This window comes from Haloarcula taiwanensis, assembly GCA_002844335.1.
GTDB classification, from domain to species: domain Archaea; phylum Halobacteriota; class Halobacteria; order Halobacteriales; family Haloarculaceae; genus Haloarcula; species Haloarcula taiwanensis.
On the sequence record CP019155.1, the window covers coordinates 1 to 17326 of the forward strand.

A 17326-nucleotide genomic window follows, 5' to 3' on the forward strand; every position below is an offset into this window, starting at 1 on the left:
GGGTGTGTCTACGCCGCCGAAAGCCAATTCATTGAGGGATATACCTAAACTAGCTGAATGGTATAAAACGGGCCTACGTTCGCATTGCTATTACATTCATACGTTTGTAACAGCAGCTCCGATTGTGGCGCAGAAACTGTTACAGCAGTACCACTGTAATCAGTCAGCGGCCGTATCCAGCGCTATGGAGTACAGGTGGTCTACACAAGAGGTACAGGCGAATAGAGAGGGGGTCCCCGACAATTCGTCCAATTTCTCTTGTTTTTCCTGGATATTCTACTATTCATATGATGGGAGCAGTCCTATTCGAATCAGTAGAACAGTTCTATTGAGAAAAACAGAGGTTACAGGCATCCAAAGTGAGTGATGCTCCCAGATTCCAGTGCTGTCTCATGATCGAATTACTTGAACAGCACAGCAAGTCAGTTGGTTTCGCAGGGACCCGAGCCCCCCATGCAGCCATAGCTGCTGTACCTTTGCACCCCAAACTCTATATCTTGGGAGTGACCCACAGTGAGACGTAACGCAACGATCGATAATGACAGCCAAATTTACTACGTATGACTGACACAGGAAAGCGCCTTGTCGAAGAACTGGACGAGCAAGGCGTCGAGTACGTCTTCGGATATCCCGGTGGTCGCGCCATCGAGATTCTTGACCACGTCCCGGATGCCGATGTGGAGATGGTCCGGCCACGCGATGAGCGGGAAGCCAGCGTCATGGCCGAGATGCACGGACGACTCACCGGAGACCCCGGGGTCCTCGCGGGACAAGGTCCCTGGATCGGGAGCCTCGGCGCAATCGGCCAGATGGAAGGAAAACTGGCTTCGTCACCGATGGTCGTCATTACCGAGGCCAGCGAGCGGGGCGACTATTCGACGCTCGCGCCGTATCAGCAGGCTCGCGGTGACTACGGTGGGCTGGACCTCCCGTCAGCGCTCGATGCCTACACCAAGGAAAACTGGTTCCCGCGCTCACCGACAGAGACGGTACGAAGCCTCCAGCTCGCGTTCAAACACGCGACTGCCGGCCGGCCCGGGCCAACGGCAATAATCCTCGACGGCGACGCCTTCACCGAGGAAATGCCCGACGACCCGATTCCGCCGGTCTGGGACGGCCACGATCAGGTGCAAAACTGGGACTCGCGACCGGCCCACAAGGACGTCCAGACAGCGATAACAGCCCTGAGCGAAGCTGACCGCCCGGTCATCATTTCCGGCAACGGCGTTCACGCCGCCGACGCCTACGACCAGCTCGAAACTGTCGCAGAGGCGACTGATGCCGTCGTCACTACCTCCTATCTGGGCAAGTCGACGTTCCCCGAAACCCACGACCTGGCTGCGGGCGTTATCGGCTCCTTCGGGCACGAGGGCGCAAATCAGGTCGTCAGCGAGGCAGACGTCCTCCTCGTCGTGGGTTGTCGCATGAACCCGATGGACACGAACTGGCAGTCCCCGGAGTTCATCCGGCCTGACGAGCAAACTATTATTCACGCAGACATCGACACGCGCAACGCTGGCTGGGTCTACCCCGCAGATGTCGCACTCATCGGTGATGCGGCACACAGTCTCGACGACCTGGCGGCGAACCTTCCCGAGAGCGCTGGAAACGACTGGGCGCACGACCGTGCGGCCGCGGCGCAGGAGTCGTTTTACGCCCCCAGATGTGAGTCGGACGCGTCGCCGATCAAGCCACAGCGGGCGGTCAAGGAGATCGAGGCAGTGGTTGATTCGGAGACCATCGTGACCGCGGACTCGGGCAACAACCGATTCTGGTTGCTCAATTATCTTCAGACACCGGACACCGGGACCTACTACGGCAGCGGTGGCGTCGGCGCGATGGGATGGGCAACGCCGGCCGCGGTGTCCGCCGCCATCACAACGGGGAAAGATGTCATCGCCGTCGCGGGAGACGGTGGCTTCACGATGACGATGACCAGCGTGGAGACAGCCGTCGAGAACGGCGTCGCGCCCACGTTCGTCGTCCTCAACGACACCAGCCTGGGCATGGTCCGTCAGATGCAACACGAGGCGGGCGACATCGCTGGTGTCGAGTTCCACGACACTGACTTCGTGAAGGCAGCCGAGGCGTTCGGCGCTGATGCGACGCGGGCAGTAACGCCCGCTGAACTGTCGGCTGCACTCGAAGAAGGAACCAGCGCCGATGTCCCGTTCGTCATCGACGTTCGCATCGACCGCGACGAAGAGATGGTCGAGTCCCTCCAGTCGTCGTTCTACAAGGAAGTCGGCGGGCTGCACGAATGAAGTCCCGAGCATGGTTTAGCAAAGAATATAAATCAACTACGGAACACACATTGATACAACAATGACAGATACAACAGTACTCGTCACCGGCGGAACCGGCTTCCTCGGCTCGTATGTCGTCGAGGACCTCATCGAACACGGTCACGACGTCGTCGCCTACGACCTCTCGACGGACGACCACATCCTCTCGAAGCTGGGTGTCGCCGACGATGTGACCATCCGGCGCGGTGATGTCTCCGAGGCGACGGACGTGATTCGTGCCGTCAAAGAGACGGAGACGACGCATATTGTGCACCTCGCGGCACTGCTGACGAACACGGCACGGGACAACCCGCGGGCTGGCCTCGATGTCAACATCAAGGGGACCAACAACATCTTCGAGGCTGCACGCACCCTCGACGACCAGATCGAGCGCGTCACATGGGCTTCCAGCGCGGCGGTGTACGCGCCGCCACATAATTACGCCGCCGACTACGTCGATGAGAACGAACTCGTCTATCCTGATACGCTCTACGGCGCGACAAAAGAGTACAACGAACATCAGGCCCGTGTCTACCACGAGGATTACGATGTTGACCACGTTGGACTCCGCCCGACTGTGGCGTACGGCCCCTACCGCGAAACCGGAGGCTCGGCGTTCCTCGCAAACATCATCGAGAAGCCGGCACTGGGCGAACCGTTCAGCGTCGAGTACGGTGATCAGGTGATCGACTGGCAACACGCCCGCGATATCGCACAGGCGTTCCGGAAAGCGACGTTCGTCGACGAGGACAATCTCAGCCAGCGCATCTACAACGTCCGCGGCGTCCTCGCGACGATCCGCGAAGCCGCCAACACGGTCCGGGAAATCGTCCCGGATGCCGACCTGTCGGTCTCTGATGAGGGCGAACTCCCCTGGACCCAGAATCTCGATATGACCGCTGCGCAGCAAGACTTCAGCTACGAGGTCGAGTACGGCCTCGAATCCGGGTTCCGGTCGTACATCAACACGCTCCGGGAGGAGAACGGCCTCGAACCGCTCTGAAACGCCAGTCCCGCCGTCGAAGCGTACTGCACCCCGTGGGTTCGCCCGCGTTTCGCTCAGTGCTCCAGAGTGACCCCAGTGTTTGATTAGGGACCTGCCTGTACGCCTACGTGATGTACGAGCGCGACTTCATGGAAGGAACGCGTGGCACCATGGCCGTCGACTGGGAAGAACGGATCGACGTCAAGCGGATGCGACGCGAACGCAAAGAACGAGCTCTCGACCGACTGCGGGATTCCGAACTCGGGTCGATGCTGCTGATCAACGACCCGAACGTCCGGTACGTCACCGGGCTGGCGATGACCGGCGGGAGCGGGGCGGACCACTACACGCTCCTGACCGAAGACGGCGATATCGTCCACTGGGACACTGCGGACCACGCATCGAACCAGCGGTTCAACTGTCCCTGGCTCGACGACATCCGATATGCCTGTCCGGGACTCGGCAACGTTCCTCGGGCGTCGGGCAGCGCTGCCGCGCGCGACTGGCTCAAAGACAAGATGGCCGAGACGGTGTACACCGCCATGGAAGAGTACGGTGTCGACAGGGAGCCGATGGGCATCGACGTGGGCAACGGGGCGCTCATCGAGAAGTTCGAGGACCGTGGCGTCGATGTCGACACCAGCGCGGCGACTGACATTATGCTCGACGCGCGGAAGACCAAAACCCGCGACGAGGTCGAGTGTCTGCGACAGGTCGCTGCCATCTGTGAGGCAGGCTTCCAGAGGATTACTGAGAGTGCAAAACCGGGCAAGCGGGAATCTGAAGTCTGGGGTGATGCAGTCGGCGAACTCTGGCGGCACGGCGCAATGGCCCAGGGTGGCTACGTGACCTCTGGCCCGAACACCTGGCCGAAACATCAGGCGAACACGACCGACCGGGTGATTCGACCGAACGACCTCGTGTACGCTGATTTCTACAACATCGGCTATCTGGGCTACCGCTCCTGTTACTACCGCACGTTCAGCATGGGCGAACCGACGCAGGCACAGAAAGACGCCTACGAGAAGGCCCGTGACGACCTCTATGACGTCCTCGAACGGATCGAGCCGGGGGCCACGACCGACGAGATTTGCAAGGGCTTCCCCGACAGAGACGGCGAGCATATGGACTGGTACGACGCCGACGAGTTCTGGCAGATGACGACCAACCACTGGGCGCATGGGCTGGGGCTACAGCTCTACGAGACGCCGCTCATCTGGCGCGGGCTCTCACCGGACCATCCGATTGAAATCGAGGAGGGCATGACGATGGCTGTCGAGACGATGCAACCCGCGGAACGGCAGGGCGTCCGCGTCGAAGAGATGGTTGTTGTCCGCGAGAACGGCGTTGAGATCCTCAGTGAGTGGCCCGTTTCGGAGATTACTCGAATCGACTACTGACTGGCAGTATCCAGCCGGTCTCACGCACTGTCCGATTGCCAGCGCGTCACTACCATTAAGTCGGTCGCGTCGTAATTGAGAGGTATGCAACTGGGAACAGGCCTGTTTACCTGTCAGCAGCGCCCGGACGACGACCGCGAAACCAGTGACATTTACGACGAAATGCTCGAACTGGGGGCAGTTATCGACACCGCAGGTCTCGATAGCGCCTGGGTCTCAGAGCATCACTTCCTCGACGACGACTATCTGTCGGGCGTCACACCGGCACTCGGGGCGTTAGCTGCAGTCACCGATAATATCGAAATCGGCTCTTGTATCGCACTCGCGCCGCTGTATGACTCAATCCGGCTCGCCGAGGATATCGCAACGGTGGATCAGATCTCCGGTGGCCGAACTACCCTCGGGCTGGCAATCGGGTCAAACGTCTCCGAGTTTGATGCCTTCGGGATTCCCGACGACGAGCGGGCTGACCGGCTGGCCGATACGGTCGATACGCTTCGCGGTGCTTGGTCTGACGGACCGCTCGACTACGAGCCGGAGTTCCACGACATCTCATCGGATGTCACTGTGACACCGAAGCCAGCACACGATGTTCCTCTCATGCTCGGTGGGGCGTCGCGACCTGCCGTCCGGCGGGCCGCCCGGACCGCTGACGCATGGTGTGCCCCGTCGTCGCTGTCAGTCGATGGCGTCCGGAAGCGTGTCGAGGATATCAGGCACGTCCGTGACGACGAGGAAATCGAGGGCGATTTTCAAGTGTATGTCCTCCAGCACGGGTTCGTCGGTGACTCCCGCGAAGACGCATGGGAGCAGATGCGCGACGGCTACCTCTACATCCAGCGCCGGTACGAGGAGATATTCTCGGGCGAGACGGTTCCGGAACTGGACGACGACCGCAAACAGGAACTCAAAGAACAGGCTCTCTTCGGGACACCCGACCAAGTCGCGGCCGAACTGGAAACGTACCGGGAGGCGCTGGGCGATGACATCCACTTCATTTTCCGGACGTACCACCCCGGAACCGGAACGCAGGAAATGGCCGAGTGCATCCGGCGGCTGGGTGAAGAGGTGCGACCGAAGGTCAGCTAGAGACTGCCAGACCGTGTCGGTAGCTGCTGAGACGACAGACACAGTCCGGCGGAGAGGGTTGTGACAGCGCGCGCCAGCAGTTATCTGCGTGTCGCCCGTGGATTTCGGACCCGGTGAACACCAATACTTATTTCCCTAGGTAAAGAACCTAATTGATGAGTATGGACATCGAAGCATTCTTCGAGAACATGCCGTTTGCCGACCTGCTCGATATCGAGATAACCACCGTCGATAACGGGCACGCCGAAGGCCACATCGAGATGCGCGAGGAACTGTCGTGGAACGAGGACCAAATAATGGCCCACGGCGGTGTTACATTCACCCTCGCCGACACTGTTGGTGGGGCCGCTCTCGTGTCCCTCGTCGAACAGCCGGTGCCCACCATCGATATGCGCATCGATTACCTCGAAGCCGGGACAGGGAACCTCCGAGCGGAGGCGGACGTGATTCGGCACGGTGGTGACGTTGGCGTCGTCAGTGTCGAGGTGTACGCCGAAGACGGTGCACAGGTCGCGACTGCACGCGGCGTCTACAAGACAGGCTAAGCTCAGCTGCGGCAAGTGAACAGGCCCATGTCTGAGTGTGGCGGTTTGCAGAGACGTCGAAAGCAAGAGTGCAATCGACCGCGCGGCGCTACTATCTGAGCCGTGGCGGAGGACAGAACGTTGCCGGCGTCTAATTGAAAGTCACACCGACATCGTGCATCCCCTCGTTGTATCGAGCGATGTTGATGAGCAGCGGCGTCAGACTCTCGACTTCCGCGGCGTTCGAAAGCGGGCCAGCAGGGATCGGTCGGACGCCCGCGAGGTCAGCAGTTAGCGTCACGACGCGGTCACTGACCGCCGGATCGTCCGCGACGACCAGCGTATCCACATCGAGCGTGGCCTCTAGATCCGCCAGCCGGTCCGCCGCAAGATTGTGGAATGCGCCCGCCACTGGAACCGATTCAGGGGCCCGCTGTGCGACAAATTCGGTAACGCTTCCCGTCGACGGCGGTCGGTAGTGAAGTCCATCTCCGTCGCCGCTCATCCCGACAGCAGGGCTGATGAGTAGTTGATCCGAAAGCACGTTATCTTCAGTTAGTTCTTCGACTGTATCGCCGACGTGATGTGGCGGAATGGCCAGGATAACCACGTCTGCGCTAGCCGCGGCACTGCTGTTGTCAGTTCCGCTGATTTCAGTCTCAACATCGTGAGCGGACAATCGCTTTTCGTACGCTCTGGCTCGCTCGCTGGCTTTTGCAGCGTCCCGCGAGCCGACGGTAATCGTGTGGTCTGTGTCGGAGGCAAAGCGCATCGCAAGTCCCTCACCGATATCACCAGTACCGCCAAGTATGGCTAACTCCATGCGCCCGCATAACGCCCCTTGAAACAAGAAGCTTTGTCCTGTCACACAAATCGCTGACGACCGTCCCTGATACTGCAGTAACAATCGAAACAATTAATACCGAGCACACTGCAGCCGTGCACTCGGGTGTACATTGACTGTCAATGGCTACTACAGCCGTAAAAACCGGGCACGCCAGCAAGAGAAGTATGACCCAGTCGCAAACCCCGGCAGTTATTCGACCCAGACCGTCTTTTTGTTGACGAACTCTTTGATACCCATCTCCGAGAGTTCACGGCCGTAGCCGGCGTCTTTGATGCCGCCGAACGGGACCCGCGGGTCCGATTTAGTCATCTCGTTGATGTAGACGCAGCCCGCGGAAATATCTCGTGCCAGACGCTGGCCGCGTTCTCGGTCCGAAGTCCAGAGACTTGCACCCAGCCCGAAACGGGTGTCGTTTGCGACCGTAATCGCTTCATCCGCATCGGCAACCTCATACACGGTCGCCACTGGTCCGAACATCTCCTCTGTGTCGGCGGGGCACCCAGACGGGACAGCAGTCAGTACTGTCGGCGGGTAGAACGCTCCGGTCCGGGCAAGCGGCTCGCCCCCGGTCAACAGCGTCGCACCAGCGTCGACGCTTTCCTGTACCTGGTCGTGCAGTTCGGCCATGAGGTCAGGGTCGGCCTGCGGGCCGATATCGGTTTCTTCGGACATCGGATCGCCGACAGTGAGGTCTTCGAAGGCAGCGACGAGCCGATCAACGTATTCGTCATAGACATCTGTGTGAACGATAAATCGCTTGGCGGCGATGCAGGACTGGCCGCCGTTTAGTGTCCGTGCCTGCACTCCAGTCTTGAGGGCCGCATCGAGGTCTGCATCGTCGAGGACGATAAACGGGTCAGACCCGCCGAGTTCCAGCACAGTCTTTTTCAGATGCTTGCCGGCGGTTTCGGCGACGGCACGCCCGGCGGGACCACTTCCGGTCAGCGTCGCCGCGCGGACACGGTCGTCTGCGAGAATGCTGTCGACGTTACTGGATCCAACCAACAGCGTTTGAAAAGCGCCGTCAGGATAACCGGCTTCGGCAAACACTTCTTCGAGCGCGAGCGCACACCCGGGGACGTTTGAGGCGTGTTTGAGGAGGCCCACGTTACCGGCAGTGAGATAGGGCGCGGCAAAGCGAATGACCTGCCAGAACGGATAGTTCCAGGGCATCACTGCTAGCACGGGCCCGAGCGGATCATGGACCGTCTTTACCTCCGTTCCCGGCGGACTGGGGTGGTGTTCATCGGAGAGATACTTGTGTGCGTATTCGGCGTAATGGTCACACGCCCACGCACACTTTTCAACTTCAGCGATGGCCTGCGTGATTGGTTTTCCCATCTCCCGGGTCATCAGTTCAGCGTACCGCTGTTTGTTCTCCCGTAGAACATCGCTGGCGTTTTCAAGCAACTCCTCCCGTTCGCGCAGCGGGACCTCACGCCAGTCCTCGAACGTCGACGTGGCGTGGTCTAGCTTTCGCTCGACTGTGTCGTCATCATCAGGGTCGTACACGTCTAGGCGCTCGCCCGTAGCGGGGTTGACTGCCTCCATATTGGTTCAGTGTTCGGCGTCACGGATACATTAATCTTTACTGACCCAAATTTCCTGACAGGTGACAGCGGTAGTTTTTATACTCATAGGTCAGAAATGTGCTGATGATGTACAAGCATGTAGCCCTGCTAGTCAGACAGGAGGGCATGTCTCACAAGGAGTTCGTCGACTACTGGCAGACCAACCACACGCCAATCGCGAAAGACATCGAAGGCGTGGTTCGCTACCAGCAAGTTCTTCCAACAGAACCAGCACACGCCGAGTTTGACGGCGTAGCGGAACTGTACTTTGAGACGCTCGACGACCTGCACGAGGCGCTGGGCAGTCCTGGGTCCCGAGATTACGACCCAACAAAGGAAATCGCCGCGAAGGCCCGTGAGGACGTGAATAACTTCCTCGCTGTCGAGGAGCGGCCGCGTATTATCGGCGAAGAGATCGTCCAGAAAGACGAGGTCGACGGCGACACCGACGGCCTCTACAAGCACTCGGCGTTTCTCGTCCGGCAGGACGACATGACACACGATGAGTTCGTCGACTACTGGCAGACCAACCATACGCCGATCGCGCGCGAAATAGAGGGCGTCGTCAGGTACAATACGGTCATCCCCACTGACCCCGAGAACGCCGAGTTCGACGGCGTCGCCGAACTCTACTTTGACGACCTCGAGAAGCTATACGACGCGCTCGGCAGCGAAGGGTCGCGGGATTACGCGCCTGACAGAGGGAAAGCGAAAGCGGCCCGCGAGGACGTGGATAACTTCTTGGCTATCGACGAGCGGCCCCGGTTTATCGGCCAGGAACAGCTCGTCAAGGACGAGGGGTAGTATGCCCGACTACGAGGAGCAAGTCACGGAGGCGTTCCCGGAACTCGACTACATCTCGTCGGACAGCCTCCGCAGCAACGTCATCGAGGCGTGGGCACTCGCGCTCGACCGAGGTGGTTGGCGCGACATTACGGATATCCCCTACGCCTGGAACATCCACGAAGTAACCAACGTCAGGCACGTCCGCGGTGTCACCAGAATCGCACGGGAATCCGCTATCGAGCAGCAGGAGTTCCACGGTGCCGACCCCGATATGGACGTCATCGTGGCAGCCACACTACTCCACGACGTCGGAAAGTGCTACGAGTACGTCGACTTCGTCGAGGACGAGAAGCTACTCGACCCGGACCCGAAATACGCAACCGAAGAGGTCCCACACTCCCTGTCGGGCTATGCACTCGCACACGAGGTCGGCTGTCCGCTGGCGGTCCAACGAGCGATTCCGCACTTTATCGGCGAGATCCCGACGCGGACACTGGAAGCCGAACTCGTCAAGAGTGCGAACTCCGCATCCTCGAACGCGATTACGCAGTCAACGATGGGCATCACGCTGCAGGAGTGGGTCGATGAGTATTCCCAGACGTAGCCACTGGCGCGAACGATAGCACTCTGCCACAGCGTCGACCGACGAAACTAGTCCCTACGGGGGCTTTCATTTTTAATTTTCAATGGATTTCTACGTCTCCAACCAGCATTTACGTCTAAGTATACCGAAGATGCCCCATATATCAATAATTTCTTGCCATAAATATCCCTAGAGGAGCCTTATTTCGAAAATCCTCGTCAAAAGATGATTGAAACAATTATCCATGAGGAAGCGCGGAGAAATACCACTCTTTCGAGTGTATATACACATATCGAGAGTATTCTGGGGCTTATGCGCTGAATTCGATGTACGATTTGATGGTATCCGGCGACTTTTCGAATGCGTCTGCAAACCCCGACACCGAGCACTGGGTCGTCATGATAGACGCAAGGAACCAGTCCGGGTATTCCGCGAGTGTGTTACGAGCGCGTTTGTAATGCCGGACGTTGGAGTTCACGCTCCCGAGCAACGCTTTGTTCTGGAGGACCAACTGCCTGTGAAGCGCCCCACCGTTGACAGTAAATTCCCAGTCCTCAGGGATGCCGAGGAGGACGCCGACTCCGTTCGCACCGAGTGCCTCGACCGTCGAAAACGCGTGTTTTGCATGCCCTGTCGCCTCGAACACCAGATCCATCGGCTCGTGGACATCGGGTATCTCGTCGACGGCCGTCTGTTGAGAATTAACGTAGGTAGCCCCCAGTTCCTCGATAATGTCGATGGTCGGGTCCGGCCGTTCACGACGGCCGAGACAGTACGTCCGCTCACACCGGTCTACAAGCATCGCCAATGTGAGCAGTCCTAGCGGTCCGTTTCCGAGGACGAGTCCGGCAGCATTCTGCCACTCGAAGGTCGACCTGGAACGCTGTGCCAGCTCAAGTGCCTTTTCGACATTGCTGATCGGTTCGACCAGAAATCCGACATCCGCAAGCGATTCCGGGACCGGGACGAGAAACGATGCGGGTGTGGTGAAGTACTCGGCCATGTAGCCGTGCGCCCCCGCAATCCCCCGTTCGACATACTCACCTAGTGGAGCCATATCGGGCTCGTTGTTCTCGAAGAACCGACTCGACGTGACAACGATCTACGTTACTCACGACCAGACGGAAGCAATGACGATGGGCGACCGTATCGCTATTCTGGACGATGGCGTGTTACAGCAGGTTGGAACGCCACTGGAGTGTTATCACCGTCCAGCCAATCGGTTTGTCGCCGGGTTCATCGGGTCGCCCTCGATGAACTTCATTCCTGCCGCTGTCGAGGACGGGTCGCTAGTGCACCAGGAGTTTACCTACGAGCTGTCCGCTGAGACCGCCGCCCAGCTCGACGGGTACGAGGAAGTCATCCTCGGTGTCCGGCCTGAAGATATTCAGCTCAGCCCCGCGACTGGCCCGGAGCAGACCGTTACCGCGACCGTCGACGTCGTCGAGCCACTTGGGGACCTGTTTCATGTATACGTGACGATCGACGGGCAGCAGTATACGGTCACCGTCGAGGATGGAGCAAACCTCGGGAATGGCGTCACGGTCGGATTGCGGTTCCCAGAGGAGGTCATCCATCTGTTTGATGCGGACTCCGGCACTGCGATCAAGAACAGTGAAACGGAAATCGACGAAGAGAGTCCGGTTGCAGCCTGATTTTCTCATTCCGCGACGCTCGATAGAACGTGGCTTGAGAATACCCGAGAAGGGTACCAGTGGCAGTGACAGCCGGAAGAATACCAAAGGAGCCACTGGGAGGACCAGCGCGGAACCGACCTATTTTGACGGCTCTGTGAGCAGGGCTTGCTGACGAGATGGTCTGAGACGTGCTTGCTCAGTATTCAATATTTCCGCTCTGCGAGCGGGTGTGGGAGTTAGTTTCGTAATGTGAAATTCATTCACGCAGTCACCAGCGAGGCGCAGTCACTTGCTATATGAACTGTTGTCGTTGTAGAGGGTCAGTACCGCAACGGCACTGTGTTTCGTAATACGACATCCACATGGCCATCAGATAACAGGCGTACAAATATTATCGGAGTAGTCGACTGCTCTACACGTCTCATTAGGCGTCGGGAGCAGGGGAGAGACAGATGCAACCCTGACTGAGATTCAACACATGTGAACAACCCTCACTGTAGGCCGGATGGTTGCACTGCGCTCTGGAGCGCGCACACCTCAGAGATACAGCCATAGGATAACAGGCGTACATCTATTATCTATTTCAGAATCAGCCTGAGAGTTACCGGCCGTAGGTGATAGTGTCGGCGTTGGAGTGCAGACCAGTACCGAGGCGATACGAGAAGTGATTGCGGTGGTGCAAGGAGAGTGCTGAGCACGAACAGGGCGAATCGAAACGGACTGGGAGACCGTGACGGGACTAGTCCCGGTAACGCTGCTATCCTCGCTATGTTCTCATTTGTATTTCGTATGCTGCGGCCGAGTTCAAGCTAATTGAACATCCTGATGTACAGCAAGTGCCACCGTCCGACATCTGCATCGGCCGGCATTAGAGCACCGGGACGACGCCGCCTTACTCCGTTTCTCAGTGGCAATACAGTGGTCAGTAGGTACGTAAACGGACGGACGGAATTTAGGAGAGTCACTGGATTGCCGAGTTTTGGGTAGTATATCATGCTGCAGTCGTCGCGATGCCACTGGGAATACACCTGATAACACAGTCTCCGGACATAGAGTTCAAACTGATTGAATGATTTTATAATCATTTAGCCAAATATACTGGTATGACAGGACAAGACCCGATCGAGTCCGCCGGAAGGGTGCTGGACATTGTTGAAGCACTGAAAACGGAACAGGCACTCGGCGTCACTGAGCTGGCAGAGCGGGTAGAGATGCCCAAGAGCACAGTCCACGTTCATCTCTCGACACTCCAGAGCCGAGGCTACGTCGTCCAGGACCAGAACAAGGCGTATCGGCTGAGCTTGCGGTTTCTGGATATCGGGATGAAAGTCCGCGAGCGACAGGAAATGTACCAGGAGGTCGCCCCGAAACTGAACGAGATAGCCGACGAAACCGACGAGAAAGCGTGGTGGATCGTCGAAGAGAACGGAAAGGCGGTCTTCCTGGCCAAAGCGCTCGGCAGTCGGGCGATTCAGACAAACTCACAGATCGGCCAGTACACCGAACTGTACAGGCTCGCTGGAGGCATGGCAATCCTCTCAGTGTTGCCGAAACACCGGCGGGAGACAATCCTCGAAAGCTACGACTACCCCCTCCCCGACGGTCGGGATCGGCAGGAACTCGAAGCAGAACTCGACGAGATTCAGGACCGCGGCGTCGCCTACGGAATCGACCAGTTCCTCGAAGGCGTAGCCGGCGTCGGTGCCCCGCTGGTAGACAACGCCGGTAACACGTACGGTGCCATCAGTGTCTCAGGACCGGCAAACCGGCTGGACTCGGAACGCATCGAAAACGAACTGACCGACCTTATCCGTGGGATCTCCGGCGAGCTACAGGTGAATCTCTCGTATCAGTAGTTCTATTGACTCGAACACCACTGATCTGGGCAAGACACCTGTGAGACCGTTCGAATCCCTTCGGAACAACGCTATAGCACAATAGAAGCCGATTCAATAGAATAGAACTGACTGTGTGATGTGTTGACACTCTAGTGGTCGTTACCGCTCGGTGCATGGGGCTCGAACTATGGTCGGTAAGCCCCGTCTCGAACGGGGCCCTGCGCTATACGGCTAGTGACCGGGGATCGGGTCGTGCCCGGCGATTGTCGCCATAGTCAGTCAGTGACACCGACGCCGAGGTGTCTGTCGAGTACGTCCTCGTTGTTCTGGATCTCCGCCGCAGTTCCCTCGTGGACGATCTCGCCCTTTTCGAGAATGTACGTGTACTCCGAGACCGCCAATGCGACCGGGATGTTCTGCTCGACGACCAGCACCGTGATACCCTGTTCGTTCAGTTCGAGGATAAGGTCCTCTATCTGCCGGACGACATAGGGTGCGAGCCCTTCCGTCGGTTCGTCAAGCAACAACAGATCCGGGTCGGCAGTCAGAGCGCGGCCGACCGCAAGCATCTGCTGTTCGCCACCGGAAAGGACCGATCCGTCCTTGTGTTCTCGCTCCGCGAGGTTCTCGAACATATCCAGTACGTCGTCGACTGACGGCCCGTCAGGCGACTCGGCACCGATTTCACCCATTCTGATGTTCTCTCGGACGGTCAACTCGGGGAAGATCCGTCGCTCTTCGGGAACGAACCCGATGCCGCTCCGGATCGTCGCCTCGGAGTTGCGTGTCGTGATGTCCTCGCCGTTGAACGTTATTGACCCACCAGTCGGGGTGATGTTACCGACAATCGACCGTAGCGTCGTTGTCTTGCCGACGCCGTTGCGCCCGACCAGCGACACGACGCTTCCGCGTTCGACATCCATCGAGACGCCCTGTAGTACCTCAGTCATCCCGTATCCAGCCCGGACGTCTTCGAGGGAGAGTAGCGGGTCGGTCATTCGCGAACACCACCGAGGTACGCATCGCGGACGTCGTCGTTGTTTGCGATCTCTTCGGGCGTCCCGCTTGCGAGTTCTTCGCCGCGCGTCAGAACAGTAATCCGGTCCGAGACACGCATCACAAGGTCGATATCGTGTTCGATGAGCATCAGCGACCGGTCTGAAAGGACTTCATCGATAAGATTCATTGTGGCCTGTGTTTCCTCGCTACTCATGCCAGCAGTTGGTTCGTCAAGCATGACAAGATCCGGGTCTGTCGCCAGTACGAGACCCAGTTCGAGGCGACGCTGGTCGCCGTACGCCAGAGCCTCAGCGTGCTCGTCAGCCCTGTCTTGGAGCCCGATCTGTTCCAGCACCGTCCCGGTTTGCTCCGTAATCTCGTCGAAGCCGTTCTTGTCACGGAACAGCGCTTCGCTGGGATTGATCTCGTCACTGTGGACGGACTGTGCTGCCAGCCGCACGTTTTCTCGCACGGTGAGGCCGCCGAAAACGTTCGTAATCTGGAACGACCGGCCCAGTCCGCGGCCAACCCGTTCGTGTGGCGCGACGTCAGTGATGTCCTCACCTTTGAACCGCACGACGCCCGCTGACGGCGATAGCGCCCCAGTGATGAGATTAAACGTCGTTGTCTTCCCGGCCCCGTTTGGCCCGATAACGCTCCTGAACTCACCGTCGGCAACCGACAGCGACACGTCGTCAACGGCGGTGAGCTTGCCGAACCGCTTCGTCAGTCCGTCCGTTTCGAGTACAGTCTCAGTCATCGCTTCTCACTTCCGGCTCATCCATGTCGACAGGACCGTCCGCGTTGTTGGCCGTCTCCAGCCGTTGTGCGACGAGAGACGGAATCGATACGATACCGCGTGGGACGAACAGCACGAACAGGATAAACATCGTCCCGATGATAAGCCGCCACTGGTCGGTGTACGACGAGAGGAACTCCTCGGCACCGAAGAAGACACCGGAGCCGATCATGGGACCGTACAGTGTCCCCATTCCGCCAAACAGCGCAATAACGATGACCTCCCCTGAGTGGATCCAGTTGAGTGTCTGGTCCGGTGAGATGATGACAGTTGACGGACTGACGGCGAGGAGCCCGCCGGCCAGTCCAGCCATACCGCCGCTGATGACAAACGCTCGGCGCTTGTATCTGTTGACGTCGTACCCGATGAACTCCGCCCGCTCTTCGCTTTCCCGGATCGACTGCAGAACACTGCCAAACGGTGCGTTCATCATTCGCCGAGCGAACAGGAACGAGAGCACAGCAAGTAGCAGGGCGAGATAGTAGAACACGACCTGCTGTCCGACTTCGTACCCGAGGAGCCCGAACTCAATGTTCGAGAGCGACGCCCCGACACTACCGAGTCCGAGGAAGGCCTCAAAACCGAGCAGACCGTCGCTCCCACCGGTGAAGTCGAACTTGAACACAGCGCTGTAGAGTAACTCCGCAAACGCCAGCGTAATCATCGCGAAATACACGCCGGAAACTCGAATAGAGAGGCTGCCAACGATCCAGGCCAAGAGGGCACAGAGGAGGATCGCCCCGAGTAACACGACAAAAACCGACTGCGAGTAGTGCAACATCACGAGCGCGGCGGTGTAAGCGCCGACGCCGTAGAACATCGTGTGGCCGAGCGGCACCAGTCCAGCATAGCCCATCACGATATCGAGACTCAGTGCGAAGATAGCCCAGATGAGGATCTCGTTGAGGACGACAAGGTAGTACTGATCGCCCATGAGCAGAATCGCCACTGGCGCGACTGCGAGTGCGGCGACGGCGATACCGCCGAGTCGGACCCGAGTACTGTCTGCCAGTACCCCGCCATACCCGCCGACGAGAAGTTCGCCTTCGCTTTTTGACTCTTCACCCCGAGTTCCGAACAGTCCTTGCGGTTTGACGAGCAACACCGCGATCATAAGCAGGTACACGGTCAGCCCTTCGAGATTGGGAACGCTCAGCGTGGTCTCACCGAACGTGGCGAGGACAGTCCCGCTGTAGGCCCGCATCAGTGTCTGGACGACCCCGACGAGCAATCCGCCGAAGACAGCCCCTCTGAAACTACCGAGGCCACCGAGGACGACAACAACGAACGCCGGAATGATGACGCTGTTGCCCATGCCGGTGTTTACGTTCTGGTAGCCGCCAAGGACAATCCCGGCGACGGCAGCGAGCGCCGCACCGACGCCAAAGACCAGCGTGTAGTACTGGTCGATATCAATCCCGACGTTACGAACCATCTCACGGTCCTGTGACCCGGCACGGATAATCATCCCGTACTTTGTCCGGTTCAGCAGATACCACGTCACAACCGCGAGCAACGCCGCAAAGACAATCATGAAATAGTTATACACGGACACCTGAACGCCCAGTATAGACACCGGGCGACTCAGGTACGCCGGGACAGCTAGCTGTCGTTGCTGTGTCCCCCAGATAAGACGGATGCCGTCGTTGATCACGAGCACCAGCCCGAACGTCAGGAGAATGTGATACAGCGGGTCCCGACCGTATAACGGCCGGACAGTCGTTCGCTCGATAGCGGCACCGATGAGACCGACGACGACCGGGGCAACCACTATCGCGACCCAGAATCCAGTCCCCGCTCCGAACGGCGCAATGATGGTCAGCGCGAAATACGCACCGAGTGCGAACAGTTCGCCATGGGAGAAGTTGATCACGTCCATCACGCCGAAAATGACTGACAGTCCGGCGGCTAGCAGGACGTAAACCATCCCAAGGGTGAGGCCATTCAGCAGTTGTTCGATGAAGTCGGCAGCGACCATTGTAC

The 17326-nt window shown here is 58.7% G+C and carries 13 protein-coding genes and 2 pseudogenes; 9 read left to right on the forward strand and 6 right to left on the reverse strand.

Features of this window, described 5'->3' with window-relative positions; translation table 11 throughout:
- The first annotated feature begins 560 nt into the window (after positions 1–560).
- The 5 genes from BVU17_15110 (at position 561) to BVU17_15130 (ending at position 6304) form a co-directional block, all read left to right on the forward strand.
- Positions 561–2264: an acetolactate synthase gene (locus tag BVU17_15110; GenBank protein ID AUG48929.1), complete on the forward strand. Its 1704-nt coding sequence runs from the start codon at positions 561–563 to the stop codon at positions 2262–2264.
- A gap of 61 nt (positions 2265–2325) precedes the next feature.
- Complete coding sequence (locus tag BVU17_15115; GenBank protein AUG48930.1) at positions 2326–3288, forward strand: UDP-glucose 4-epimerase; 963 nt, start codon at positions 2326–2328, stop codon at positions 3286–3288.
- 113 nt (positions 3289–3401) lie between these two features.
- Positions 3402–4670 (forward strand): aminopeptidase, encoded by a 1269-nt coding sequence (locus BVU17_15120; protein ID AUG48931.1) that lies wholly within the window; start codon positions 3402–3404, stop codon positions 4668–4670.
- Between the two features lie 84 nt (positions 4671–4754).
- Entirely contained in the window at positions 4755–5759 is a 1005-nt protein-coding gene (locus BVU17_15125) for a luciferase (GenBank protein AUG48932.1), read from the forward strand.
- Positions 5760–5920: 161 nt separating this feature from the next.
- Positions 5921–6304, forward strand: coding sequence for a thioesterase (locus BVU17_15130; protein AUG48933.1), 384 nt, complete (start codon positions 5921–5923; stop codon positions 6302–6304).
- 130 nt (positions 6305–6434) lie between these two features.
- Here the strand turns inward: BVU17_15130 and BVU17_15135 are convergent, their stop codons facing one another.
- Both BVU17_15135 and BVU17_15140 read right to left on the reverse strand, forming a co-directional pair.
- Positions 6435–7106, reverse strand: coding sequence for an NADPH-dependent F420 reductase (locus BVU17_15135; protein ID AUG48934.1), 672 nt, complete (start codon positions 7104–7106; stop codon positions 6435–6437).
- Positions 7107–7319: 213 nt separating this feature from the next.
- Positions 7320–8681, reverse strand: coding sequence for an NADP-dependent succinic semialdehyde dehydrogenase (locus BVU17_15140; GenBank protein ID AUG48935.1), 1362 nt, complete (start codon positions 8679–8681; stop codon positions 7320–7322).
- Between the two features lie 107 nt (positions 8682–8788).
- Here BVU17_15140 and BVU17_15145 point away from each other — a divergent pair, with 107 nt between their 5' ends.
- Together BVU17_15145 and BVU17_15150 are read left to right on the forward strand one after the other, a co-directional pair.
- A complete protein-coding gene (locus tag BVU17_15145) occupies positions 8789–9505 on the forward strand; it encodes an ethyl tert-butyl ether degradation protein EthD (GenBank protein ID AUG49355.1) in 717 nt (238 codons plus the stop codon).
- A gap of 1 nt (position 9506) precedes the next feature.
- Complete coding sequence (locus BVU17_15150; GenBank protein ID AUG48936.1) at positions 9507–10091, forward strand: phosphohydrolase; 585 nt, start codon at positions 9507–9509, stop codon at positions 10089–10091.
- Positions 10092–10380: 289 nt separating this feature from the next.
- Here the strand turns inward: BVU17_15150 and BVU17_15155 are convergent.
- Positions 10381–11163: pseudogene (locus BVU17_15155) on the reverse strand (glucose dehydrogenase).
- Here BVU17_15155 and BVU17_15160 point away from each other — a divergent pair.
- Positions 11138–11725: pseudogene (locus BVU17_15160) on the forward strand (sugar ABC transporter ATP-binding protein). The pseudogenes BVU17_15155 and BVU17_15160 overlap by 26 nt on opposite strands.
- Positions 11726–12810: 1085 nt before the next feature.
- Complete coding sequence (locus tag BVU17_15165; protein ID AUG48937.1) at positions 12811–13563, forward strand: transcriptional regulator; 753 nt, start codon at positions 12811–12813, stop codon at positions 13561–13563.
- A gap of 257 nt (positions 13564–13820) precedes the next feature.
- Here the strand turns inward: BVU17_15165 and BVU17_15170 are convergent, their stop codons facing one another.
- Genes BVU17_15170 through BVU17_15180 form a run of 3 tightly spaced genes read right to left on the reverse strand, consistent with a single transcriptional unit; the run spans position 13821 to position 17321 of the window.
- Positions 13821–14543 carry an ABC transporter ATP-binding protein gene (locus tag BVU17_15170; GenBank protein ID AUG48938.1) on the reverse strand — a complete coding sequence of 241 codons (723 nt, stop codon included), beginning with the start codon at positions 14541–14543 and terminating at the stop codon, positions 13821–13823.
- Complete coding sequence (locus BVU17_15175; protein ID AUG48939.1) at positions 14540–15304, reverse strand: ABC transporter ATP-binding protein; 765 nt, start codon at positions 15302–15304, stop codon at positions 14540–14542. The genes BVU17_15170 and BVU17_15175 overlap by 4 nt, the downstream gene beginning before the upstream one ends.
- Entirely contained in the window at positions 15297–17321 is a 2025-nt protein-coding gene (locus BVU17_15180; protein AUG48940.1) for a branched-chain amino acid ABC transporter permease, read from the reverse strand. The genes BVU17_15175 and BVU17_15180 overlap by 8 nt, the downstream gene beginning before the upstream one ends.
- Between the last annotated feature and the right edge of the window lie 5 nt (positions 17322–17326).

Excerpts from the sequence above, each read along its gene's own strand:
- BVU17_15180 (AUG48940.1), bottom strand. The coding sequence starts at position 17,321 with ATGGTCGCTGCCGACTTCATCGAACAACTGCTGAATGGCCTCACCCTT.
- BVU17_15125 (AUG48932.1), top strand. The coding sequence starts at position 4,755 with ATGCAACTGGGAACAGGCCTGTTTACCTGTCAGCAGCGCCCGGACGAC.
- BVU17_15145 (AUG49355.1), top strand. The coding sequence starts at position 8,789 with ATGTACAAGCATGTAGCCCTGCTAGTCAGACAGGAGGGCATGTCTCAC.
- BVU17_15120 (AUG48931.1), top strand. The coding sequence starts at position 3,402 with ATGTACGAGCGCGACTTCATGGAAGGAACGCGTGGCACCATGGCCGTC.
- BVU17_15115 (AUG48930.1), top strand. The coding sequence starts at position 2,326 with ATGACAGATACAACAGTACTCGTCACCGGCGGAACCGGCTTCCTCGGC.
- BVU17_15170 (AUG48938.1), bottom strand. The coding sequence starts at position 14,543 with ATGACCGACCCGCTACTCTCCCTCGAAGACGTCCGGGCTGGATACGGG.
- BVU17_15175 (AUG48939.1), bottom strand. The coding sequence starts at position 15,304 with ATGACTGAGACTGTACTCGAAACGGACGGACTGACGAAGCGGTTCGGC.
- BVU17_15165 (AUG48937.1), top strand. The coding sequence starts at position 12,811 with ATGACAGGACAAGACCCGATCGAGTCCGCCGGAAGGGTGCTGGACATT.
- BVU17_15110 (AUG48929.1), top strand. The coding sequence starts at position 561 with ATGACTGACACAGGAAAGCGCCTTGTCGAAGAACTGGACGAGCAAGGC.
- BVU17_15135 (AUG48934.1), bottom strand. The coding sequence starts at position 7,106 with ATGGAGTTAGCCATACTTGGCGGTACTGGTGATATCGGTGAGGGACTT.
- BVU17_15130 (AUG48933.1), top strand. The coding sequence starts at position 5,921 with ATGGACATCGAAGCATTCTTCGAGAACATGCCGTTTGCCGACCTGCTC.
- BVU17_15140 (AUG48935.1), bottom strand. The coding sequence starts at position 8,681 with ATGGAGGCAGTCAACCCCGCTACGGGCGAGCGCCTAGACGTGTACGAC.
- BVU17_15150 (AUG48936.1), top strand. The coding sequence starts at position 9,507 with ATGCCCGACTACGAGGAGCAAGTCACGGAGGCGTTCCCGGAACTCGAC.